The following is a 24,441-nucleotide window of genomic DNA, read 5'->3' as shown; positions in this document are numbered from 1 at the left end:
CTTCACGTCCCCCTACATCTTTTGAAGGTTGATGATTGCTTCATCCAAATCCATTGCTCCACGTTCGATCTCATCGAACAGATTCTCAAGATCTGTATCCCGTTCCTCTTCGAAAGTTTCCTTTTGAGGAGACTGGTGAGGCTTCTGCTTTTCTGTGGTGCTCATATAAGTAGTTAGTCTGGAGATACTTGGATATTCAAACAGATCGGTCAGTATGAGTTTTCCAGGGTAAGTTTTGTCCAATTTCAAGAAAATCTGCTTAATCATAATAGAGTCTGCACCGAGTTCGAAAAAGCTGTCATGTACACTCATCTCTTTAATGCCTAAATATTGTCCAACTATATTCGCAATAGTCCGGTCCATCTCCACGGAAGATTCCAATTCAAGTTCATACTCTTCCGTTGGGATCTGAACAGTAGAAGCGGATTCCTTCTTCATTGATATTTGCTTTGCTCTTTCCGGCATTCTCATCAATTTTTGTAACCTTTGTCCGATGTTGGCATCAAGATGAAAGTGGTAGTTATTCAAAATGTTTAAATAAGGTGAATTCCAGTTCATTTCCCCCACCAGCAGACGGTCGGTCTGTTTTCCCATTATTTCGAACAGTCGATCCAATGCCCACTCTTTGGGCATCGCTTTGAATAAGGTGTCAAAATCAAACCCGGCTCTGGAAGCCATGCCTACCTCTTTCCAGGTAGTCCAATTCAGCGTTATCGTACGCATCCCTTTGCGGTTCCGCATTGGGGCATAGGCATCCTGATATGCATTCGCGGCGGCATAAGCAGCCTGTCCAGTAGAACCAAATAACGTAGCGACGGACGAGAACATGACTAGAAAATCTGGCTGATCATCGGCTGTTAACTGATCCAGCAGAGGAGTCCCTTTTACTTTCGGAGCCAGCATTGCTGTAAACTCTTCCTCGGTCATCTGGTCAGCTTGTTGTGTACTCCCAACGCCTGCTGCATGGATGATGCCACGTATACATCCAAAACGAATTCTTAATTGTTCAATGGCTTGACTTAACTGATCTGCATCAGCAACATCAGCTCCAAGATACATCATCTGTCCGGCCCGTTTCTCCATATCAAGCAACCGAAGAAGCTTACTTTTTAGATCTGGTGAAGTGTTTTTCGCATTTAGAATGATGTCCCAATTGTGACGTTTGGGCAGTGGCGTTCTTGCAATCAAAGCCAGATTCATACGTCCAAATGATAACAAGCGTTCAGCAATCTCCATCCCCAGACCACCAAGTCCACCTGTAATAATGTATACGCCGTCTTCTTTCCAGTTCATCTCAGCATCAGGCATGGAGCCCACATCAGCAGGGGCGAATTCAGCTTGATATGCTTGTCCATTTCTAATCGCCAAAGACTTCTTCTCCAATGGCCCCAAAATGTAACGCAAATACTGAGAGGTATCCCAATCTTGGTCAACATCTATACAGAAGCATTCGAGATTCTGAATCTCACGCTGTACCGTATTTCCGAAAGCCAGCATCGCCGAATTCTCCGGATACAGAACTTTCTCGTCACCCGTCACATCATTAGCAAAGCTTGTCACCAAAATCATCTCAACCGGCTCTGCAATGACGTGTGAGCATGCCTTGGTAAGTCTCCATACAGACATAAGACCTTTGTCCAGCCTGTTTTCCTTATTTTCTAAATGGTCAAGTGATGCTATATGCACGATCCGATAGGGACCTCCAAAGGACACTTCCTGCAAAAGTTTGATATAATCACTCTCGTTATTTCGAATTACATATGTCTGTGCATCCTGTTGAAGGTAAGATGTTCCCAATATCACTTCGATAACTGCTACTCCAGCTTCACGAATTTGGTTCACCAACTGGGTTGCATGTAGCTGTGTATCATTTCGTATTAATAAAACACGTTCAACATTATGGATGATGGATGAGTTAGTCTTGCCGATCTCGCTCCAAGGCTTCCATGACAATGAATAATACATCGCTTCTTCCTCAGACTGTACCGAATTATCGGGGTTAGTATCAATCCAGCACTTACTCTCCTCAAATGAATATGTGGGCAAGCTCAACTTGTTATAGGTCACATCTGGATAGATTCTTGTCCAATTAATCTGAGCCCCGCCTTGGTAATGTGTGCACAACTGCTCTAGCACGGGTGCTCTATCGCATCCTTCGATATGCCATTTCGAGATAAGTTCTTCCGTAGTGAATATCTGATTACTTTTCCTAAATGTATCTTGTTCATATTTACCGGTCTTGGGTTCTGCAAGAAAGTCGTTTAAATGCTGCCGCAATTGATCCAACGAACTGACCACCCACACCGCTCGGTGTGCATGATGCTGTCTTCCAGTAGCTGCTGTGCAGCATACATCCCTCACATCGGCCTTCGGGTTCTCATTGATCCATTTCACATATGATTGCACCTGACGGGAGAGATTTCCGGATGATACGCTGGAGATCAAAAAGGGATAATGGTCATCGCGCCCCAATTCCACTGATATGTTCGGAGCTTCTTCCAGTACGACATGACAATTGGTGCCGCTTAACCCAAATGAACTGACTCCACATCTTCGAGGAGTGGCCGCTTCCCACTCTCTTGAAATGACATTGACATAGACTGGTGATTTATCAAATTCAAATTTGGGGTTTGGCTTATTAAAATGAAGTGTAGAGGGAATACGTTTGGATCTGAGTGCCATAATCGCCTTCAGCAGACCCGCTAACCCTGCACTGTCGTACAAATGGCCCACATTGGACTTAACCGATCCTATCGCACAGAATTGTTTTTTGTCCGTAAATCTGCGAAAAGCCGATTGAATTCCTTCCAGTTCAATCGGGTCCCCAATGAGCGTACCTGTTCCATGTGCTTCCAGATAGGAAAGACTCTCTGGATGAATTCCAGCATCACGCCAAGCATGAGTCAATACTTTTTCATGAGCTACCGCATTGGGAGTCGTGATCCCTGCCGAATACCCATTCTGATTCACAGCTGTGCCTTTTATGACTGCATACACATGATCATGATCCCGCAATGCCTGTTCCACAGGTTTAAGTACAACACTTACTACACCCTCACCCATTCCTGACCCATCCGCATCTTCATCAAAGGTTCTTGTTGTTCCATCACTGGATTCAATACCGATTTTGTAATACTCTTTATCCAGTGGAATCATATTCAGCCTGATCCCTCCAGCGATAGCCATATCACAGCTTCCTTCACGTAAGGCGCGTACTGCCATATCCAGAGCAACCAGCGAAGAAGAACATGCTGTGTCTACAACCATAGCCGGCCCCGTCAGATTAAGTAGATACGCAATTCTTGCAGGAATGATGGACGAAAGGTTGCCCACGGTGGCGATTGGTAACATGTCCGGACTTAATTCCTCGACCATCTGTTTGTACTTGTAACCTTCTTGATCTCCGATTACACCCACGTATACCCCTGTTGAACTTCCGGCCAAACGGTCACCACCATAACCTGCATCCTCAACCGCACGCCATACCGTTTGCAAAAACAATCGTTGGACCGGACTCATCAGCTTGGCTTCCTGTGCACTCATACGGAAGAAGGAATAATCAAATTCATCGATTTCGTCCAGATAAGCTCCGTTCAAATAACGTACATGCTCCAATGAACCTTGCTTGTGAAGCAAGTATTGATCCAACTGGCCCTTTCGGCGATTGGGCAATTCACGTATGCAATCAATTCCATAATCAAGCATCTTCCAAAATTCATCCAGCGACTCTCCGGTCGGCAACTTTGCACCGATACCTATAACAGCTATATCATGTCTATTATCCGTTGTTATATCCAGTTCATTAGTGGTATCCTGGTCATCTTCTTCTTCCCATTGCTCTCTGTCGAACAACTGATCAAGCATGGCCGTCCCCCTATGAAATCTCATTTCAATTCCGGTTGTACCAATAGTTGAAGTCCTCTCACATAATTGGCAATAAGACGTTTCACACGGCTCTGTTTTAATTTACGTCCATTAAAACGACAATTGCACTGCAGAATATCACCTTCGTCAGACACTAGGATAATCAGATCGTAATAGTTCAGTATATCGTCCGATGCCTTGAACAGATGCTGTTCACCATATAAAGGATTAATTGCCCACTCCGTGCTGCTTATTCTGATCTGGCTCATCTGCTCGACGGGAAACGCTCGATCCGAAGGCATGGTTATGATCTGTTGATGAACATTTTGAAAGAGCTCATTCATTGTCTTGTATTGATCGAAATTCAATCGTACAGGTGTGATCATTCTTGCTGTACCATAGTATACGTGCATATCAATAAAGGGTTGTTCTGACAACGTGTGTAACAAGTAAGCATACATAGCTGATGCCAATACATGAATACTGATCGCTTCAGATTGTGCAATCAGTCGCATATCCTGTACCAATGAAGCTGGGAGAGTGAATTGATACGACAAAGCTTCGTAACCTCGATCCGTATGGAAAAAGCTCCGATCCATCCGTACAGGCTCCAGTTCCACTCTGTCTTGTCTGATCAGATTCGCCCATGAGACAATAGAGGTATGTGAATACAAGCTGGAAATTGCCATTTTGGCTGGAAATGCATCATCGATTGCCTGATGAATCTGCGTTACTTTTAGCGAATCGAATCCAGCTTCAGCCAGGTTGTCCGTTACTCCGACATTCCTAAGTCCCGCTACGGACTCAACAATCTCAATCAGCTTTTGTTCGATATGATCACGAGCTGGTTGTACTTCTTTGATCTCCTGCATATGGCTTAACATGCTCTGAATGGATTGTTCCATTTCACTAAATTCTCCTGATTCGTACCGCTCCTGAAGCCTGTAACGTTGAAATTTTCCACTCGTCGTTTTAGGAATTTGCTTAATGGGTAGCACAGACTTGAGTTCAATCCCCATCCGCTGCTGAATATGTGCTTTGGCTTCTCCAACTCTTGGAATAAAAGATGGCAAGTCCTTTTTATACAGTACAAACATTACAACGCTTTCCGATCCTGTAAGTGGATTGGAGACACCACATACAGCGACTTTCCCCAGATCAAATTGCTCCAGTTCCTCCGTTACACGTTCAATATCATGCGGATACACGTTTTGACCATTGATGAAGATAATGTCCTTGGTTCTGCCCGTAATGACTATTGCGCCATCATTCATAAATCCAATATCTCCAGTACGAATCCATCCATCGACTGTACTTGCTTTTTCCGTAGCTGCTGCATTGTTGTAATAACCGCTCGTAACACTCAATCCTTTAATTTGAATACTGCCCAGCACCAATTCCTCGACCGGCTTATCATAATCATCACATATTCGTACATCACAGTATTGAACCGGTTTGCCTACTTCCACAAAAGAAACAGCATGTTCTGAGCCCGGTTCAACTTCTATGAATGGTTTCCCGGTCTCCAAATATCTTCTGTCCAGTACATAACAAGTCAAATCACCGACGTTACCAAAGGAAACACCAACGGTTGCTTCGGCCAAGCCGTACGCCGTCAGCATTGTATTGGAAGCCAGTCCATACGGACTCATCGCCTCCAAAAATTTGAAACAAAGTGCCGGAGATATCGGCTCAGCACCGTTCATAATAAAACGTACCGTGGACAAATCGGTTGATGAAAAGGTTAGTGGATTATATGAATCCAGAAAATATTTATAAGCAAAATTCGGAGCATATAGTTGGGTGACACGGTGTTCAGAAGTTTTGGTTAACCATAATGTAGGGTGACGGATGAATAAGGAAGTCGGCATAATAAACTGTTGCAGACCTTGGAAGGTACTTGTAAGATGAAACGCAATCAGACCCATATCATGGGTCAGGGGTAACCAACTCAAAGAACGGTCATTAGAGGAGATTTGGGTTGCTATATTCATAGCTTGTATATTTATCATGACATTGCGGTGTGTAATTACTACACCCTTGGTTTGTCCTGTAGACCCTGAAGAAAATTGGATAAAGGCTATGTCATCCGACTGGATGCTAGCTTCAATTCCCTCAACAATAGGTTCCTCTCGCAAGTTCGAGATGTCCTTTACTATAAAGATTCGGGCATGCATTTCTTGGACAACCTCTTCCAGTCCATTCTTCCGGGCAAACTTGTCCAAGCTTTCCGTGAGATCCTGATCAGCAGCAATAAACGGATGGTTCAACGTTCTCCACACATTGTAAAGCTTCATTCTTTGCTCCTGATTTCCGCCTACGGTTATCGGAACCGGTATGATTTTTCCAAGCGTGCATGCCCAAAAGGTGACAATAAACTCTTCTTCAGAGTTCAGTTGGAAGATCAATTCATTACCCGGCTGCATCCCGAATGCTTGAAGTTCTCCTAATCGGATTTTGGCTGATTGCAGAAGGGATTGGTACGATACAACCTTTTCTTCTTTGCTGCCATTCAGAAAAGTAATACCTCTGTCTGTGACTGAACCAAGGGAGTTAAATAATTGAGCCAAGTTATCCATGCTCATAACTGGAACACACTCCTTGTAAACTAGATTACGTAAGGTTGCAGCTTTTCATTTATAATTCTCGTTGTTTCCTGAATATTTTCCTGGATATAGAAGTGTCCTCCATCCAATTTGACAATGTCACATTGTGAACCAGCGTACTTTTTCCAACCGATCAGATCGCTAGACTTCACTCGGGTATCGCTTCTGCCAGTTAACACGGTAATATCACTCTGAACCTTGAAAGGTTTAGGCTGAAAACGATAGAGTTCGACAATCCTGAAATCGGCTCTAAGTACAGGTGCAAATAACGAAAAGAGCTCTTTATTGGTAAAGACCTCATCCGACGTTCCACCCATGTTCTGAATCGTCTCTCTGAACTCTTCGTCTGGTAATGCGTGAATATTCTCATCCTTGAAAATATGTGGTGCACGATTGCCTGAAAGCATCATATGTTCAGGCAATTGTTTCGTTGACTGTGCAAGTCGGTAATATAGTTCGAGCGCCATCCAGCTTCCCATGCTATGTCCGAAAATAGCATAAGGCCCATGAATTAGTGAGGAAACCGTGGGATAGATATCTTCAATCGCTTCTTCAAAGCTTTCATAGAATGGTTCCCCCACCCGAGCGCCTCTTCCTTTTAATTCGATCGGTATTACGTCAATAAAAGGGCTTAAAGATGATTTCCAGCGATGAAAAATCATGGCTGATCCACCTGCATGAGGCAAACAAAAAAGTTGAATTTTCTTCATTAGCCCTATCATTCCTCGTATTCTTATTTTTATCGTAATTTATCATTTTACGTAAAAAAATACAATATTTTCTGTGTTATTGAATACATTATGTAGATTGAATAGATAGGGGCAAATCTCCCTTGTTGCTTCTGAATTGATTGCGATGTTCGGTCGGACTTTTGCCTACTTTTTTCTTGTACATTGCACTAAATTGTGTACTAGAACTGTACCCTAACTTCGTCGTAATTTCAGAGATTGGAAGATCCGTCTTGGTTACGTACTCCTGTGCCTTATCCACCCGAATCTGCTGTAGGTACTTCAGTGGCGAAACATTGAAAACCTTAGAAAACAGATTACACAGATACACTGGATTATAACCAACCATATCCGCCAGAAATTGCAGAGTAATTGGCTTCTCATAATTGTTTTGGATATACTTGCATATCATGACCAAGTTCCGTTTGACCGAGTCCTCCCGATCCGTTTCCGGTCGCATCAAATTAGTCAGATTCGTTTGATAGTAACTGGAGTATACTTCAAGAAAATCTCTTTCAGCTATTTCGATGTCCTCTCTACTCTCTACCGTTCGGTTCAACAGACTTACAGCAAGATCATAGTGTTTACTACCATTCTCACTTAATATGTGACAGCTTGGCAGTCGTTCAAGCAGATCCGATCCAAAAATAATACCTCTCATTTTCAGAACAGGTTTATCGTAGTTTTGCAGTCTTATTTTATTTGCCAGCAGCACAGCCCCTGCCTTAACCTGCACCGTTTTGCTAAACACACTGATTTCCAATGCATCCATAACCTCAAATATGGCAATCTGTCTTCTGAGAGACAAGTCAAATAGATGTTTTTTTTCACGGACGACCATATCATAAGAAACAACAGAACGTAGTTGGAAATCCATTATCGTTAACCTCCTGATTGTTTTTCGGACGGTTTTGACAAGTAAGGTGCTATACATTCATTCCTAATCTTGATCTAAGTTGTGTTGAATTTTTTAAGCTGATTACGAATGTAATCCAATAAATCTTTTTTTTCCTCAGGTGGTATCCACTCCGTTAGTCTGGCTGCAGCAATGGGAAGAACCCATCGATGTATCTCGCGAATGTCCATGCCCGAGAGAGACAAGTAATACTCGATATACGCTTTACTCATCCTGCTTTTGATTATCTTCAGCAGAACTTTCATCATCAATGGAGCGCCTTTTGGCAAATTTCCGTATTTTAATAACACTAGCGTCCTTGCCACATCTGCTGCTGGACAGCCCGATGCGCCTGTCATCCAGTCTATGATCCAGGATTCTTTGCCTGTAATCACATTATTGGGATGGAAATCCCCATGACATAGAGATCCGCCTTCCGGCAAACTATGTACATAGTCCATAATCTGTTGCTTCTCCATGTCCGATAGATCGCTTGCGTTTGATATATTCTTCTCTAATACAGTCTTATGCTTTTGTTGAATCCGTTCACCCGATTGCTGGTGTATTTGATGATGAAGTGCTGCCATCTGCCTTGCTCTGCGCTCAATGGACCATGGTTTAATAATCATCTCTTCCAAAAGTGTCCTTCCACTGGCCAACTCAAATATGATACCTTTACGATTATTGATCGTCACCATATCAATTGTTTGTGGGCATTTAACTCCAAGTTCCAAAACGATTCGAGTATTATCAAACTCATGCTGAATCGCTTCCGCAGAGAAATCTTCTCTGAAAAGTTTCAAAATTGAAGTTTCACCATGTCTGAATATTTCCGCTGTCTGTCCCTGCCCAATCCGTTTCAATCCTAATCAACTCCGTATCTTTCCTAAATCAATTATGGTAAAACATCAAAGAACCTAATGATCAAGCCCTTTTTTCATAGCATAATGAATGATCCTGCCTAATGCAAAAAAAGGGCTCTTCCTTAGGTCCTGCAATGCAAAATCTAAACGTTTCGATTCGCGCTATCCTTAACTTTTTCTGCTTTATTTGAACGTCTCATTTCACGGCGGTGTGTTACAACCTCCTGTGTTGCGATTAAAATCTCATGCATTTGAGTCGTGCCTTCGATAATCTCATTGATTCGGGCATCCCGATAATATCTCTCTACGGGATAGTCTCGATGGCAACCATTGGCACCATGAATCTGCACCGCATCACTGGCAACTTTATTAACCATGGTTGAAGCAAAATATTTGGCAGTCCAAGTTTCCATAATGCTCTCTGGATCACCCACATCTCTTAAATATCCTGCTCTGTAACACAGCATCCGTGCCGCTTTCATATTCACTGACATTTCAGTGATCATTTTTTGTATCATTTGATTCTCGCGTATAGCTCTTCCGAATTGGATTCTGGAATTGGCATAATGTACCGATGCATCCAGACATGCCTTGGCTAAACCTACACAGCCACAAGCGATCGTGTATCTTCCATAATCCAGACAAGGTAAAGCAACATGTGATAACCCTGTACCAACTTGACCCAGGAGGTTTTCCTTCGGAATACGACAAGAATCCATTTTCAGTTCAGCAATCATCGATGCTCTCGCTCCAAGCAACCCGCTCATAGGTTCAACGCTGAACCCAATGGAATCTCTCTCCACGATAAACGCTGTCGGCTTGTTCTCACATTGGGCAAGAATCAAAAATACGTCTGCAAGCTGCCCCATGGTAATCCATTTTTTATGACCGTTAAGTATGTATTCGTCTCCGTCTAACACGGCCGTTGTTTCAATGCTTTTGGCATCGCTTCCAACACTCGGTTCTGTCAATCCGAATGAACCCAAAGTTGTTCCCGTAGCTAATGCAGGCAACCAGTACTGTCTTTGTTGCTCCGTTCCCCAACGCAAGATCGCTAAACCCACCATCCCCTGAACGGTTAACAAACTTCTGACAGAGGAGCACCCACGTCCAACCTCTTCGTTAAGAATCCCGATAGTGATATTGTCCAGTTCCATCCCGCCATATTCTTTTGGCAACATGGAGCCCAGATAACCAGCCTCTGTTATTTTCGCAAGGAGTTCCGGGTGAATTCGTTCTTCGCTGTCATTTAAACTAGCATATGGAATAATCTCGCTGTCTACAAAATCCTTGAATTGTTCCTGCCACATCAATTGCTCCGCATTCAGTTCAACTTTCATCACATATCACTCCTGATTTTGAGGTTATAAGTCCAATAAACGGAACTCGATGCTGTGATTGTCTGATATGAGCTTGTGTCGTCATTTTCCCTTTATGACTCATTGGGAATCTCATAATTGATGCACTTACGCAAACTGTCTTTCAGATGTTGCAATGTTGTGAAGTTCTCCAATTCAAGATACTCATCGTCCATCTCAATATTGAATTCGTTCTCCAAGGCAATGATCAGTTTGATAAATGAAATGGAGTTTAATCCAAGAACTCTTAAATCCTCATCTAACGCACTTACATCCAGCTTTTGTTCAGAAAACATTTCCACGACCTGATAGAAGTGAACATCAAACTGATCATAAGCCACAGGATATTCTTGCAAAAAAGATTCCTCCTCCATGTGAGACATGTAATCTTTGAAAATCCATTTTTGTGACACCATTTCTGTGATCAGAATCTGTTCGAACGTTTGCCTAAGAGTATAGGAATCGGAGCAAGAAAAGTCCTACATTTTGTAAATATTCCATATATTCTCTGACTTCGATACTATCATAATCTTCCTGAGTCAAGCAATCACTATTGCCATGTATTCACAAATATTTAATAGGTTTCCACCTTCGAGATGATATCCCTATCTTGCGACAAGGATTCATTCTCTCAAAGGTGCTTTGACATAAATACATCGACCTCATCTTCACTGTCCAATATAAATCCAAATCGTTCATACAATCGCCGAGCAGGGCTTCCCTGCAAAACATTTAAAATAATCCGTTTCCCCTGAACTTCATCCTGTTCCAGCAGCATGTTCAGTACCTGAGTTCCTATTCTCTGGCCTTGATAATCGGGATGTATATAGAAATGTTCCAATAGATATGCCTCAGACTTGGGCTTCAACGCTACACAACCTACCATTGAACCCTCCACTTCAATAATCTGTGTCTGGGCAGGATTGAATGTATTCCGAAAACGTTCACGCACCTTCACATCATCGTACCTTCCCAGTCTGGTTAGATCATCGTATAATACCAAGGCTCGCAAATCAGCGAGTTGCTCTTGGTCTGCCTGTACAGCTTGACGCATTGTTATTGGGTTCATTTGTTGAATTCCTTTCCAGTGGAGACACGTTAATTTTTGAATGTCTTATCGCACTATAGAACACTAAAAATCATACCTTTGGCAGCGCACTTGAGCAACATCGGATTTTAGAATGTACTATTTTTTTCAAACATATTAAACTCCTCAAAAAATAAAAAAGCCCAAAAAGGACGGTGCAGTCTTGCTTATACAAATAAGCGAACCGCAACCGTCCCTTCTGGGATGTAGATTATTTAAGAAAACTACAAAGCAAGTTACGCTTGTGCTGCATGTTGTAATGCTTCCAGACCCAATGCTAGCGCACCACACAGGCCTGCATGCTGGCCCAATCCGGGCTGCACAATATATTGGTCGATATGTTGCGTGATTGGGGCAGCATTTACATAACCATTGAGATTCCGCACTACCTGCTCCCGGATCATAGGAAACAGATGATCTTGCTGCATCACTCCACCGCCCAAGATGATCTTCTGCGGCGAATGAAGCAAGATGGCCGTAGTAATCGACTCCGCAATGTAAAAGGATTCGATCTCCCACGCCGGATGATCTGCCGGCAGTTCACTGCCAGGGATCTGCCAGCGAGCTTCAATGGCTGGTCCTGCAGCCATCCCCTCCAGGCAATCGCCATGATACGGGCATAATCCAGCAAAGTGATCGTCTGGATGGCGTCTTGTGCGAATATGTCCACCCTCGGGATGTAACAATCCATGGACTCGCTGGCCCCCTGCCACAAGTCCAACACCAACACCTGTGCCAATCGTGTAATATACACAGTTGTCCAGCCCTTGCGCTGCTCCCCACGTCACTTCACCGAGCGCGGCAGCATTCACATCCGTATCCCATCCAAAAGGAACTGGAAATTCATGCTTCAAGGTTCCAACCACGTTACAGTTTTCCCACCCAGGCTTAGGTGTGGTCGTAATATAACCATAGGTGGGACTATCCGGTTGCAGATCAATCGGACCAAAGGAGCCGATCCCCAAGGCTTCCACATCTTTATCCCTGAAATACTCGATCACCTTGGCAAGAGTGGTCTCCGGATGTTCTGTTGGAAAGCTGATCTGATCTTCAATCTGTCCATGCTCATTACCTACACCACATACAAACTTCGTTCCGCCCGCTTCTATCGCTCCAATACGCATCGTTTTGGGCTCCTTTCCTTCATTACAATTAACCTTTAGCCTTGGTTGGTGATATCTCATAGATATGAAGTGAAGAGAAGACCAGATCAGTATTTTCGGAATGAGCAGAGATGCCCTTGGAATCCACATCCGGATAGATCAGATCCGTAATAACCGCTTGACCATCATTTGCAAATACCTCCACAGATGATTGATCTACAAAGATACGCAAACTTTGATTCGCATTTACATCTTTTAACTCAGCTGCATGGCGGCTCAGGAAATGTTCATGAAAATCGCCGATACCCGATCCACTACGATCGATATACACTTCCCCTCGGTTGGCATCTACGCCAACCAGCGTTTCGTTGTCAGCTCCGCTTCTTAAGGCAAAATGGAACGACTGATTTGGAGTCCACTCTGCATGGATCTCATAGTTCACTAGTTGCAAAGCGTTCAACTGCTCACTCACTTGCTGAATCGAAGCATCCTGTAGGGACAATACTGGCGTACGGGCTTGCTCAAGTTCACGTGCAGGACGTTGAATCAGTATTACTTCTCCGGATCTTGTCTCCAGTGACAGCTCCCGTGCAATGGTCATTGCTCCACGATAATCATTGGTTGGCGTCTGATTGGCATACATCCAGTTGCTCATCCACCCCATAAACAGGCGTCTGCCGTCTTCAGCGGGAATGTCAGACCAACTAACTCCCGCGTAGTTATCCCGACCATGATCAATCCAGCGAATCGTATGGGATGCCTCATCTGGGACAAATGTACTTCCATCAAAATCTCCGGTAAAATATTGTGTTCTGGATCCTTCTTTAAAAGCAGGATCTGCACCGATGCTAACGAGCATCACCCATTTCACCTGCCCTGAATCTCCATCCACTGCAAGCGGGAACAAGTCCGGGCATTCCCACACGCCATCGTGTGAACCGATCCCTTCGCCAAATTCACTTCCTAGCGTCCAATCCTTCAAATTGGGAGAACGATACAGACATACCGTTTGACCACAAGCGATAATCATAATCCATTCTTTGGTCTGCTCATGCCAGAACACTTTGGGATCACGGAAATCGACAAAGGACTCATGCGTTAATACCGGATTCCCCTCATATTTGGTCCAGGTTCTGCCGTTGTCTTTGCTATACGCCAGACTCTGACGCTGAATAGGATGCTCATTTGGTACTTCCAGATGATGTGTAAAAATGGCTACCAACCCCGGCTCATCTTCAAAAAATCCGGAAGTATTGTTCCAGTCCACCACCGCACTGCCGGAGAAGATCATGCCATGTTCATCCGGTGCCAGAGCTACAGGAAGTTCCTCCCAAGTGACAAGATCTCGGGTTACCGCGTGCCCCCAATGCATCGGCCCCCATGTAGTACCAAACGGATGATACTGATAGAACAAGTGATACTCCCCATTGAAAAACACCATGCCGTTCGGGTCGTTCATCCACTTCTCTTTCGGTGAAAAATGGTATTCATTTCTGTAATCTTGTTTAAGAATTGTCGACATTATGGTTTCTCCTCCGTACTTTTCTTTATTTGTTATTACGGTCATATCCTGCTTGTTTAATCTGTAGCCATTCTTGCAATCCAAGGCGATCCAGCTCTTTCAAGTAAGCATCCCATTCCTGATCTATTTTCCCGTTCTGATACCATTCTGTACGCAGACGTAACACGTAGGCGAAGAGATCGGTCTCAATCGTGGACAATCGATCCAGTTCATCAATGGAGAAGAACACACTTGGATATACGTTCTCCGCTTTCATATGCGGAACCATAACCTTGTCGAGAAGTTCCATGCGCCAAGCCGCATCTTCCGGTTTGGTTGTGTATTTGTCATAATAACTGTCGAGAATGGCCAATGGTCCTGCGATACTGGTTTTTTGTCTGAGTTCCACAGGTGCAGATCCTTCCAGCGGAAGATGCTTCAGCATCCCTTTGGCTTCATCGAATTCAAAAATATTTTGCTGACTCTCGTCTCCATAGGTACCCCAGTTGTTCTGCACCGATTGGAGCGGATCGTACAGTTGGTCTACCCACTTCGCTGTGGATTCCAGGTTTTTATTGCTGCTGGTAATGACCATGCGACCACGATCAAGCCCAATGCCGTTTGTTCTTGTGACATTGACCTCTCCGTTAGGCCCGGCAACCGGAGGCAGAACATCATACGTGTCATTCATGCCTGTAATGTTAGCCTTATCCCAAGTGAAATACATGCCGTACTTGTTATCCTTGCCTTTCGCAAGGTACGTGTTCCAATCCTGCTGGTACGATTCGACATCCACGAGGCCTTCCTTAACCAGCTCATGAATGTATTTAACTGCTTCCTTGTAGCCTTCATCAGCTGCTGTGAAGACCACTTTCCCATCATTGGTTACCACGGTATGATCCCAGTTCTCTCCGAGTCCAAATGCCGCAAAGAGAAATGTCAGATCTTCTCCGCCCGGTTTGTTAATGAAAGATAACGGAATTTCGTCGGCCTTACCGTTGCCATTTGGATCTTGAGTTTTGAACGCGATTAATACTTCTTTCAGTTCTTCGGTTGTCGTTGGCATCTTCAGTCCAAGCTTGTTCAACCATTCCACATTAATCCAGGGCAAGTTATCCACTGACTGAATCCGTTGTTTGCCACTTCCGAGTTCTTCAATCCATGGGAATGAATAAATATGTCCGTCTGGAGCCGTGATCATGCTCTTGTATTCGGGAGCTTCCTCCAGCACCTTTTTCAGATTGGGCATGTGTTGTTCAATCATGTCCTCAAGTGGAATGATCGCCCCGTCCTTCGCCAGTTTCAGGAGATCATAATCCCCGTAACCTGCATCAAAAATGGCATCCGGCAAATCACCGCTGGCCACCGCCAGATTTCTTTTTTCTGCAAACACATCACTCGTATAGTTCTTCCAGTTGATATGCACATTGGTTTTCTCTTCCAGTCGCTTGTTAATCAACTTGTCGTTTGGATCAGCGGGAGCTAGCGGAGAGCTCTGTGTTATAAAATTCAATGTCACCTTGCCATCAGGGGATTGCGCCTCACTTGCCGCGCCGCCTCCACCCCCGCCACAGGCGGTTAGAAAGATCATTGCAGATAACATGGAAATGGATGCCGTTGTAACGGCTTTTCTGGACTTGTTCACTTTTTTCATAATAATGACCTCCATGAGTTGGATTGGATCAACTTACTGTATCGCAGGCTGTTCACTATTTGAGGGAACCGACCATGACACCTTTTTCGAAATACTTCTGGAAGAACGGGTACATGATGATGAGTGGCAGACTCGAAATGACAATCGCTGAGTATTTAATCATCTCGGAGAGCCGTTTCAGTTCTGCCATCGCGAGCTGATCACTGATCATGCCCGGTGCAGCCTGATTCTGAATCAGAATGGAACGCAGAACGAGCTGTAACGGATGCAGGTTCGGATTATCGAGATAGATCATTGCATCAAAATAGGAATTCCATTGCCCAACGAACGCATAAAGTGCGAGTACAAAAATGATCGGTTTCGACAACGGAATGACGATCTGGAAGAAAATCTTCATCTCAGAAGCGCCATCCACGTTTGCAGCTTCTTTCAGTTCTCGAGGGACTCCTTTGAAAAAGGTTCTGGAGAGAATGATGTTCCAGACGTTAACGGCTCCAGGGATGATGATCGCCCACACCGTATCAAGCATGCCGAGATTACGTATGAGTAGATAAGTAGGGATTAATCCCCCGCCGAAGAACATTGTAATGATAAAGATAATCATGAAAAATCCACGTCCCGCGAGCCTATCATCCGACAATGCATAACCTGCAAATATGGATACGGTCACGGTGATCAGTGCAAAGGAAACCGAGTACAATACCGCATTTGCAAACCCCCGAATCATGGCTGGATTGGACAAAATCATCTGATATCCGTCCAGACTCCAGTCCGATACATTAAAGGACAGTCCACGATTCAGTAGCACCGTGGGGTCCATGAATGAGGCGATAACAATATAAATCAGGGGAACAACCACAACCAGTACAGCACAGGTGAGAAAGATGGCATTGAGTGTGAGGATCAATCGATCCATTCCCGTGTGTTTAACAACCATGGATAATACTCCTTTCCTAATAGAGGCCTTCGCCTTCATTCAATTTCTTCACAATCAAATTCACCGTCACCAGCAAAATCACATTGATAACCGAGTTGAACAATCCAACAGCCGCAGAATAAGCGTAATCTCCAGACTGTAACCCCACCTTGTAGACATACGTGGCAATAATCTCGGAGGAAGGCAGGTTCATGGACGTCTGCATCAGATAGGCCTTCTCAAATCCAATGGACATAATACCCCCAGCTGCAAGGATAAAAACGATAGCCATAATCGGACGAATCGTTGGAAGGTCAATGTGGCGAATACGCTGAAGGAGATTGGCTCCATCCAGATTAGCCGCATTGTGAAGCTCCGGATCAACATTGGCCAAAGCCGCGACGTATATAATGGAAGCCCAACCCGCTCCGGTCCAGATATCGGACAAAATGTAGATCCAGCGGAAATATTCCGGTTCAGACATGAACATGATTGGCTGACCTGTAATCCATGTGGCTAATTGATTAACCGGCCCTGTCGGTGAGAGGAAGATGAACAGCATACCCACAACAACAACAACCGAGATGAAATTGGGTGCGTACAGAAATAATTGAATATTTTTCTTGATGCCAGCTTTGCGTACCTGATTCAGCATGAGTGCCAGTAAAATGGGCACCGGGAAACTGAATATCAATCCCAAAAAGCTGAGTTTAAGCGTATTCATTAAAATGATATCGAAATTGGGTGAAGCTATAAATTTCTCGAAATGCTTCAGTCCTACCCAATCACTGCCCATGATGCCTTTGATCGGACTGAAATCCTTAAACGCAATGATGGCCCCGTACATCGGAATGTACTTGAAGATAAGAGTCAAAATTAAGGCTGGTGCAAGCAACATATATAAAAAGTAATTTTTTTTGAGCTGCTGCAACCTATGACCGCTTGTCGTCCTCACTTTCAGTACCCTTCCTTCGCCCTTTTTGCTGTCGGCTATGTTATCCAACACGATACCCCCGTTCATTCTAGAAGTTGACAATTGTTTTCAGTAAGGGCTTTCAATATTTACAATTGCCTATTTGATAATTTACAATTTATCAGGTTTCAACGGATTTAGTCAATACGTTTTGTAAAAAAATATTTGTGCATTTGATCATTTCATCTTTGCATTAATGTAACTAAAGAGGATTAAATTTGCATATATACAGCACTGAATCGTTAATACCCGCATAGATATTTCTATATCATTACTGTAATAGATTATCATTGTTACACTAATTAACAAAACTTCTGGAACAATTATGAAAATAGAATTCGACTATCTAAATGTAAATGTAATTGTGCATTTGTAAAACAGAGATTGCTATTTGTCCCGTTCTATTATACATTTGACTTAGAGAAGAATATGGATGACTATTGATGATTAGAGGTGAAGCATTAGATGGCAAAGGAAAAAGTCACGATACAAGACATCGCTGATGCTTTGGGGATCTCCAGGAATACGGCTTCCAAAGCATTAAATGATAGCGGAAACATCCCGGATGAAACCCGAAATCGTGTAATTAAAAAAGCAATTGAACTTAAATATAAACAGTTTGCCTATATGGACAATGAGCATGTTCTAACCAAGGCTCCGGGTAATATCGCCCTGTTAACTGAAAACCTGCCTAATACATCTCACTTTGGTTCGTTGTTAATCAGTGGTCTGGAGAAAAGAATCAGTGCGGAGGGATACAATCTCTCGATTCATATCGTGCGTGAAGACGATCAAGATACACTTACACTTCCCAACAATTTTGATATAGCCAAAGTAGACGGCATCATTTGCATTGAATTATTTGATCTGGAATATACACAGCTGATTACCGATCTGGGCATTCCCACCATCTTTATCGATTGCGCTTCCAACATATGTTATCCCGAATTCAAAGCAGATCTGCTACTCATGGAGAATGAACATAGCATCTATCAGTTAACCACAAAATTAATTGAGAGCGGCTACACAAGTATTGGATTCGTCGGAGATTACAATCACTGCAAGAGCTTTAATGAACGATGGGTTGGATATCAGCGTGCTATGCTGGAGGCGGGGTTGCAGGTCGACCTGTCCCATTGCATCGTAGATAATGATCGCCTGTGTTTCTCCAAGCCAGGATGGTTGAACCAGCGAGTGGCAGAGCTGGCCTCCCTACCTTCCGCTTACGTATGCGCTAATGACTTTATAGCAGTTGATCTGATTAGAGCGTTAAAAGACAGAAATGTCGCTGTGCCACAGGATATTGCGATATGCGGATTCGATAATGCACCCCAATCTCGAATTATTGAGCCTGCATTAACGACGGTTCATATTTATAGCAATGAGATGGGCATTAAGACTGCGGAGATGCTGTTATCCCGGATTAATAGCCCGACACAGCCGTATCAGGTCTCCCACATTGTGACCAAACCCATCATCAGGGAGTCCACACCAGCAATCATGGCCGATCATTCTCAGATGGTTCATAGTTCTGCAAAATAAAAAAAACGTATGTCTCACGAGTAACAACTCGTGAAGCATACGTTTTTTTGTGGTTTCGATTTGGCTGGATGGAAACTCTATCCTATCCATCGCGCCTAGACAAAAATCATCTCGCGATTAAATCTCTTTCAAGATGCCTTTTACAAGTCCGATAAAGGTTGTTTTCACTTGCGCAGCCACTTCAATAACTTCATCATGACTTAACGGCTGATCCAGAATACCACAGGCCATGTTGGTCAGACAGGAAATGCCTAGTACCTTCATACCGCCATGAATGGCAACAATGGCTTCAGGTACCGTGGACATACCCACTGCATCCGCACCCATCGTACGAATCATGCGAATCTCCGCTGGTGTCTCATATGCCGGGCCACTCCACCATGCATAGACACCTTGCTGCAGGCCAACATTCTGCTCTTCTGCAACCTTAAGGGCAATACTGCGCAGTTCACGATTGTATACCTGTGATACGTCTGGAAAACGAACACCCAGTTCAGCATTATTCGGTCCCATCAACGGGTTATTGCCTACCAGGTTAATATGATCTGTAATGAGCATCAGTTGACCCGGCTCAAAGCTTGTGTTGATGGCTCCGCAGGCATTGGTGATAAGCAATTGCTCGACACCCAGCGCCTTCATGATCCGAACGGGGAAAGTCACTTCGTCCAATGTAAAACCTTCATAATAATGAAGGCGGCCTTTCATCGCTACAACCGTTTTGCCCATCAGTTCACCAATAACCAATTCATTGGCATGACCGATAGCCTCCGATTGGGCGAAATACGGAATATCTGTATACGGGATAACGGTCGCATTTTCAATCTCGTCCGCGAGCGCTCCCAGTCCCGAACCCAGAATCATGCCTACGGCAGGTTTGGTATGGATTCGGTTTAATATGTAATCTCTTGCTTCCTGAATATGTGCGGATTGATGCATAATGATATCCTCCTGATGATCTGAATTGAGTTAACGAAAACTGAGTTAATGAGGTGTTACTCATCAAGTGTAATGAACAATTCTCATGATGTAAATGGAAGCTGTTCTATATACAATAAAAAAACGACCCTATGCTCCAGAATCGTTTAAAAACATGGACATACCCTATTCCAATGTATATTTGTTTCTACTTTTCATGTAATCGATTGTCATGATCAGCAACAGCATCAATGTAGCAAACATCAGCGGTTTGGCAAAAGTACCTTCTTCAAAAATATAATACGCAGCGACCAAGTTTCCTGCAAATATTAACAGATAATTGCGGGTGCGTTCCATCTTCTCAACTCATTTCGGAAAAGAATATTGTTCGAGATTGCCTTTCTTTTACCCTATCATAAACTTCCATAAAAAAACCATATACTTACAAATATACAAGCGTAGTGTTCAATCACGAACGAGATAGCCGCACTGTATAATCTATATTGACTACAGCAAAAAATCGGCCACATCGTGACCGATTCTCTCCACTTCCCTGATTTTCAGGACATAGGGTTAATGATACGCCAAAATGATTCCTTAGGCTGCAACTGCTGATCAAAAACAAAGGGCCAGTTTTTGCGTCCGCGTACCGGGAAATGGTCTAACCAGGTATAATTGTCCGCTACTCCCCAGAACGTCACAGAGGTAATGGATGATTTATACTCACGGAACAAATTAAAGATTTCTTAATATCGACGCTCCTGTAGCTCAGCCATCTCTGAAGTTGGCGCGGTGAAGTCCGTTCGACGATCCTCATGACGAAACACGGACATATCCAGCTCCGTAACATGCAACTGCACATCCAGTGAAGCATAACGCTCAATAGCCATTCGGATCTCCTCAATCGAAGGACCATGAATATTCCAATGCCCTTGCAACCCAATCCCGTGTACAGGCGCTCCCTTGTCAAGCAAAGACCGAACCAGATTGTAGATCTTCTCCCGTTTGACCGGATCCGTCTCATTGTAGTCATTATAGAAAAGAAGAGCATTTGGATCAGCTTCATGAGCCATACTGAACGCTTGCAGCAAATAATCTTCCCCCACCAGCTCTAACCACTTCGTGTCCCGCATGAACAGGTCGGTCTTATCTTCAACAGCTTCATTAACGACATCCCACGCATATATTTGCCCCTTATACCGACCTACTACCGCATCAATATGTTGCTTCAAGCGAGATAATAGCAGCTCTCTGGAAGCGGGAGCACCTGAGGTATCCTCAAAGACCCATTTCGATGTTTGATTATGCCAGACCAAAGTATGTCCGCGCACCCCAATCCCTTGGGCAACAGCAAAATCAACAATTTTATCCGCCGCCTCAAAATCATAACGATTCTCTTCCGGGTGAATTTCTTCAAATTTCATCTGATTTTCAGCCGTGATGCTATTGAAGTGTTTGGCGATGAAATCCGCTTCAGACTGCAACATTCTGGTATGTACAGCAGCACCTATTTTGAACGTATTAGCGTACGCAGCATGTAGTGATGGAATTTCAGTTGGCATTTACAATTCCTCCCTGCCATTTTTTATCCATCATATCGTTTGTTGAATACGCTTACAATGAACAAATTATACTTCTTCCCCCTCATATTTAACTATTTATGATCCTCGGCCCTGTTTGCACAACAAAAACACCTCCACGTATGTCCGACTGCTCATCTAAACAGAACATTTCTCGGAAGGTGTTTTGTGATCGGGCTGTTCAATTAAATTCAACTCATATACAAAGAGGATATGAAGCCTTACAGCTTGTCCACCTGTAACAAGGTCACCTGTTTCACTGTGCATGCCGGGTTAATTTGTTCCTCGGACAGAATGTTCAGCTTGATCAGGCTTTTCAGTTTATGGCTGTCTACCTTGGACAACAATCGCCAGATGTCCGGGTCTGGAAGAGAAGCATACAGCTTCTGATCATCGTATTCCTTCCGGTTCTGAAGCACTGTTTTCACGGTGTAACCACCAACCTGCGTCTCATAGACCCCTTGTTCTGCACAATACGCAACAATCTCATCTCGTAGTACAGACAACTGCTGCTCAATATCTTTTTGCTGCTGTTTCAGTTCAAAGTAGGTTTGCACTTTCTGCTCCATATCGATCACGCTCCTCTACTATCATAGGTATGCGAGGATCGCTAGTTTAGGACTGACTGTTTATTTTATTTGCAAAAATGTGGACCTACCCTCGTTTAATCGTATACTGTCGTCATTGTGTATCCCCGTATTACGATTACAGCAGATGTTCATTCAAATACGGATTATGGATAGCCATGCTGTGAACCCGTTCCATTACATTAGGCCCCATGGGTACATCCCCAACGCGCTTTAACAGAATCCAGCGAAGACAAGCTACAGCTTCAAAAACCTGCTCCTCTTCCAGCGTGTACGTATAACTTGCAGAACGTGCAAATTGAGCGCGATACATCTCGCCATAACTTTCCCCATTATAGACGGTGATCAGAAACACAGACCATGCCATATCGTACCTTGGATCACCATACTGCCCATTAGTCCAATCGACGATGGTGTAATGGTCGTCCATCTCAAGAATGTTTCCCAGATAATAATCGCCATGAATCAAGCGGTCCTGTCTGATCTGGACCTGCTGGATCAAGTTTGCCAGAAGATCATTTATATCGTCATGTAATTCAATTTGATGAAAAAAGTATTGAACAAAATCGTACCTGAATATGTATTCTTCATCTTCTCCAGTACTCACTTCATTCACCGGATAACGATGGACCTCCATTAATCGCTCAGCCAAATGTGTCATTTTGGTTGGTGTTAATTGGGTAACCGGCTTCCCATTATAGCTCGTTAACAGCACTTGATTCTCTTGCTCGTCTAATCCCCAACCGTAGGGTTTAGAAACACGAATTCCACTTTGATAAAGCTTGGACAATAATCGATATTGTTTGGCGATATCCGGTTTAGAATCCTTGTCCCAGACTTTCAATACGTACCGTTGATCTTCCATTTCGATTCTCATCACACTCGCTTCCAGCCCGGGTGGCAAGGGAATGATCTGATACTCCTGTTCCATCACCTGCTGGATACGTTCATCCAGTTCTACCCAATTCATCTGGCTAAGTTGAATCGTCATCGTTCTCCTCCTTCCATGATACACAAGATTAGATTATAATCGTTTATCAAATACCTTCTGCCATTTCTTCTCTTCATATCCGATAGCTATATAAAACCGATGTGCAGATTCCCTTTTTCCGTTACAACGTACCCGAATCTTATCAAAGCCGTTAACCCGAGCCCATTCCTCGCATTCGCTCATGATTATCTTACCAATCCCCATCCCTTGATGAATCCCATCCACAACTAGTCCACCAATCTCGGCAAAAGATGGACTCTCAATGGAATGTCTTCCCTGTACATGGCCCCAGCCTACGACCCTCGAATCAATCTCAGCCACACATACATAGTGGTCTGGTAAGGAAGAGAGAAGAGTTAGTCTCTCCTTGATTTCTTCAGTTGTGCTGACATAACCCAGTTGATGGGATAGTTGGCTCATCACTTCGCCATCCTGAATCGTAGCTCTCCTGCAATGAATCATCACTTCTCCTCCGTTCATTCATGTCATGCCGCTCTCTCCTTGTTAGTCAGGTATAATCAGGCCTTTGCCAATGACATTGGCGGATACTGGCTGTTTGCCCAATTCTCTGGCCCATACTGACAGCTGTCCCATATGGTGAATCTCATGGACGATCACATGTCGCATAACTTCTCCCCATGAATCTGTACTGGCCTTGCCAGCTGAGCGATGATCAATATAAGCTCTTTTTTCCATACGCGACTCCCATGCTGTAACAAACGCCTCCACATCAGGACGTAACTTGCGATCGTGTCGCCTTACCGCCTCAAGATTCTGGTAGTTTGCAAAATTTTCCGCATCATCCGGTTTGCCCTGAAGCAACTGAAGCCAGCTCCACTCTACATCAATGATATGAAATAATGTTTGTAATATGTTGCCTACTCCGCCCGTGCGAGGCCGAAGCAATTCTTCAAGCGGCACATCTTCACACCACACATACCATTGCTCACGTACCATCCAGTTATAACGAAAGAAGGTTTCCATTGGTATATTCCCCTTTATCGATGTTTTTCATAGAGATTTGATCAATTCTGTATTGGCAAAGGTATCCTCCGAATGTTTACACTTACCACTCCGATGACAGAACAACCTTCCGATCGCTGTTATCCCCAGATTTTTTTGATTCATTTTATAATGGGAAACTCCGGGGATAAAGGCGAACACTTCGCTTCTTCAGGTTTTTTCTGTCCTCTCCATTTCGTGTAAATATTCAGTTCAATTTATTTAGTTAATTTCTTTTTTATATATAAGATCACATGAATTCCTGCATAAATAAAC

At 43.7% G+C, this 24,441-nt stretch carries 20 protein-coding genes and 1 pseudogene; 1 reads left to right on the top strand and 20 read right to left on the bottom strand.

The window, feature by feature from the left end; translation table 11 throughout:
- Positions 1-12: 12 nt before the first annotated feature.
- The 13 genes from ACDJ59_RS02975 to ACDJ59_RS02915 form a co-directional block, all read right to left on the bottom strand.
- Positions 13-3,864 (bottom strand): SDR family NAD(P)-dependent oxidoreductase, encoded by a 3,852-nt coding sequence (locus ACDJ59_RS02975; RefSeq protein ID WP_413407581.1) that lies wholly within the window; start codon positions 3,862-3,864, stop codon positions 13-15.
- Between the two features lie 20 nt (positions 3,865-3,884).
- Entirely contained in the window at positions 3,885-6,449 is a 2,565-nt protein-coding gene (locus tag ACDJ59_RS02970; protein WP_413407580.1) for a non-ribosomal peptide synthetase, read from the bottom strand.
- Between the two features lie 23 nt (positions 6,450-6,472).
- Positions 6,473-7,180 carry a thioesterase II family protein gene (locus tag ACDJ59_RS02965; RefSeq protein ID WP_307416475.1) on the bottom strand — a complete coding sequence of 236 codons (708 nt, stop codon included), beginning with the start codon at positions 7,178-7,180 and terminating at the stop codon, positions 6,473-6,475.
- Between the two features lie 88 nt (positions 7,181-7,268).
- The gene (locus ACDJ59_RS02960) at positions 7,269-8,075 is read right to left on the bottom strand and encodes a helix-turn-helix domain-containing protein (protein ID WP_413407579.1); all 807 of its coding nucleotides are present in this window, start codon (positions 8,073-8,075) and stop codon (positions 7,269-7,271) included.
- Positions 8,076-8,149: 74 nt separating this feature from the next.
- Positions 8,150-8,956 carry a phosphotransferase family protein gene (locus ACDJ59_RS02955; RefSeq protein ID WP_413407578.1) on the bottom strand — a complete coding sequence of 269 codons (807 nt, stop codon included), beginning with the start codon at positions 8,954-8,956 and terminating at the stop codon, positions 8,150-8,152.
- A gap of 143 nt (positions 8,957-9,099) precedes the next feature.
- Complete coding sequence (locus tag ACDJ59_RS02950) at positions 9,100-10,296, bottom strand: acyl-CoA dehydrogenase family protein (protein ID WP_047843977.1); 1,197 nt, start codon at positions 10,294-10,296, stop codon at positions 9,100-9,102.
- A 92-nt stretch (positions 10,297-10,388) separates the two neighbouring features.
- Positions 10,389-10,670 (bottom strand): acyl carrier protein, encoded by a 282-nt coding sequence (locus ACDJ59_RS02945; protein WP_413407577.1) that lies wholly within the window; start codon positions 10,668-10,670, stop codon positions 10,389-10,391.
- A 275-nt stretch (positions 10,671-10,945) separates the two neighbouring features.
- Positions 10,946-11,368, bottom strand: a complete 423-nt coding sequence (locus tag ACDJ59_RS02940) for a GNAT family N-acetyltransferase (protein WP_413407576.1) — start codon at positions 11,366-11,368, stop codon at positions 10,946-10,948.
- Positions 11,369-11,637: 269 nt separating this feature from the next.
- Positions 11,638-12,525: an ROK family protein gene (locus tag ACDJ59_RS02935; protein WP_413407575.1), complete on the bottom strand. Its 888-nt coding sequence runs from the start codon at positions 12,523-12,525 to the stop codon at positions 11,638-11,640.
- Positions 12,526-12,553: 28 nt separating this feature from the next.
- Positions 12,554-14,026, bottom strand: coding sequence for a glycoside hydrolase family 32 protein (locus ACDJ59_RS02930; RefSeq protein WP_413407574.1), 1,473 nt, complete (start codon positions 14,024-14,026; stop codon positions 12,554-12,556).
- 25 nt (positions 14,027-14,051) lie between these two features.
- Positions 14,052-15,596, bottom strand: coding sequence for an ABC transporter substrate-binding protein (locus tag ACDJ59_RS02925; protein ID WP_413409703.1), 1,545 nt, complete (start codon positions 15,594-15,596; stop codon positions 14,052-14,054).
- A 118-nt stretch (positions 15,597-15,714) separates the two neighbouring features.
- Positions 15,715-16,596: a carbohydrate ABC transporter permease gene (locus ACDJ59_RS02920; protein ID WP_036617174.1), complete on the bottom strand. Its 882-nt coding sequence runs from the start codon at positions 16,594-16,596 to the stop codon at positions 15,715-15,717.
- A 16-nt stretch (positions 16,597-16,612) separates the two neighbouring features.
- Positions 16,613-17,473, bottom strand: coding sequence for an ABC transporter permease (locus ACDJ59_RS02915; protein ID WP_244988247.1), 861 nt, complete (start codon positions 17,471-17,473; stop codon positions 16,613-16,615).
- Between the two features lie 540 nt (positions 17,474-18,013).
- Here ACDJ59_RS02915 and ACDJ59_RS02910 point away from each other — a divergent pair.
- Positions 18,014-19,090 carry a LacI family DNA-binding transcriptional regulator gene (locus tag ACDJ59_RS02910; RefSeq protein WP_101314524.1) on the top strand — a complete coding sequence of 359 codons (1,077 nt, stop codon included), beginning with the start codon at positions 18,014-18,016 and terminating at the stop codon, positions 19,088-19,090.
- A 117-nt stretch (positions 19,091-19,207) separates the two neighbouring features.
- On the opposite strand, the gene ACDJ59_RS02905 is transcribed toward ACDJ59_RS02910, so the two are convergent.
- The 7 genes and pseudogenes from ACDJ59_RS02905 to ACDJ59_RS02875 form a co-directional block, all read right to left on the bottom strand.
- Positions 19,208-20,026: a purine-nucleoside phosphorylase gene (locus ACDJ59_RS02905; protein ID WP_036617166.1), complete on the bottom strand. Its 819-nt coding sequence runs from the start codon at positions 20,024-20,026 to the stop codon at positions 19,208-19,210.
- 165 nt (positions 20,027-20,191) lie between these two features.
- Entirely contained in the window at positions 20,192-20,362 is a 171-nt protein-coding gene (locus tag ACDJ59_RS02900) for a hypothetical protein (RefSeq protein WP_413407573.1), read from the bottom strand.
- Between the two features lie 203 nt (positions 20,363-20,565).
- Positions 20,566-21,567: pseudogene (locus ACDJ59_RS02895) on the bottom strand (endo-1,4-beta-xylanase).
- Positions 21,568-21,806: 239 nt separating this feature from the next.
- The gene (locus ACDJ59_RS02890; protein WP_081746078.1) at positions 21,807-22,154 is read right to left on the bottom strand and encodes a hypothetical protein; all 348 of its coding nucleotides are present in this window, start codon (positions 22,152-22,154) and stop codon (positions 21,807-21,809) included.
- Between the two features lie 136 nt (positions 22,155-22,290).
- On the bottom strand, positions 22,291-23,163 hold the full coding sequence (locus tag ACDJ59_RS02885) for an aminoglycoside phosphotransferase family protein (protein WP_413407572.1): 873 nt from the start codon (positions 23,161-23,163) through the stop codon (positions 22,291-22,293).
- Positions 23,164-23,196: 33 nt separating this feature from the next.
- Positions 23,197-23,625, bottom strand: a complete 429-nt coding sequence (locus tag ACDJ59_RS02880; protein WP_164783343.1) for a GNAT family N-acetyltransferase — start codon at positions 23,623-23,625, stop codon at positions 23,197-23,199.
- A 42-nt stretch (positions 23,626-23,667) separates the two neighbouring features.
- Positions 23,668-24,147 carry a DinB family protein gene (locus ACDJ59_RS02875; RefSeq protein ID WP_413407571.1) on the bottom strand — a complete coding sequence of 160 codons (480 nt, stop codon included), beginning with the start codon at positions 24,145-24,147 and terminating at the stop codon, positions 23,668-23,670.
- Positions 24,148-24,441 lie beyond the last annotated feature (294 nt).

This window comes from Paenibacillus amylolyticus, assembly GCF_047302515.1.
GTDB lineage: Bacteria > Bacillota > Bacilli > Paenibacillales > Paenibacillaceae > Paenibacillus > Paenibacillus amylolyticus_G.
Note: the sequence above shows the minus strand (reverse complement) of the source record. Positions and strands in the feature narration are given on the sequence as shown.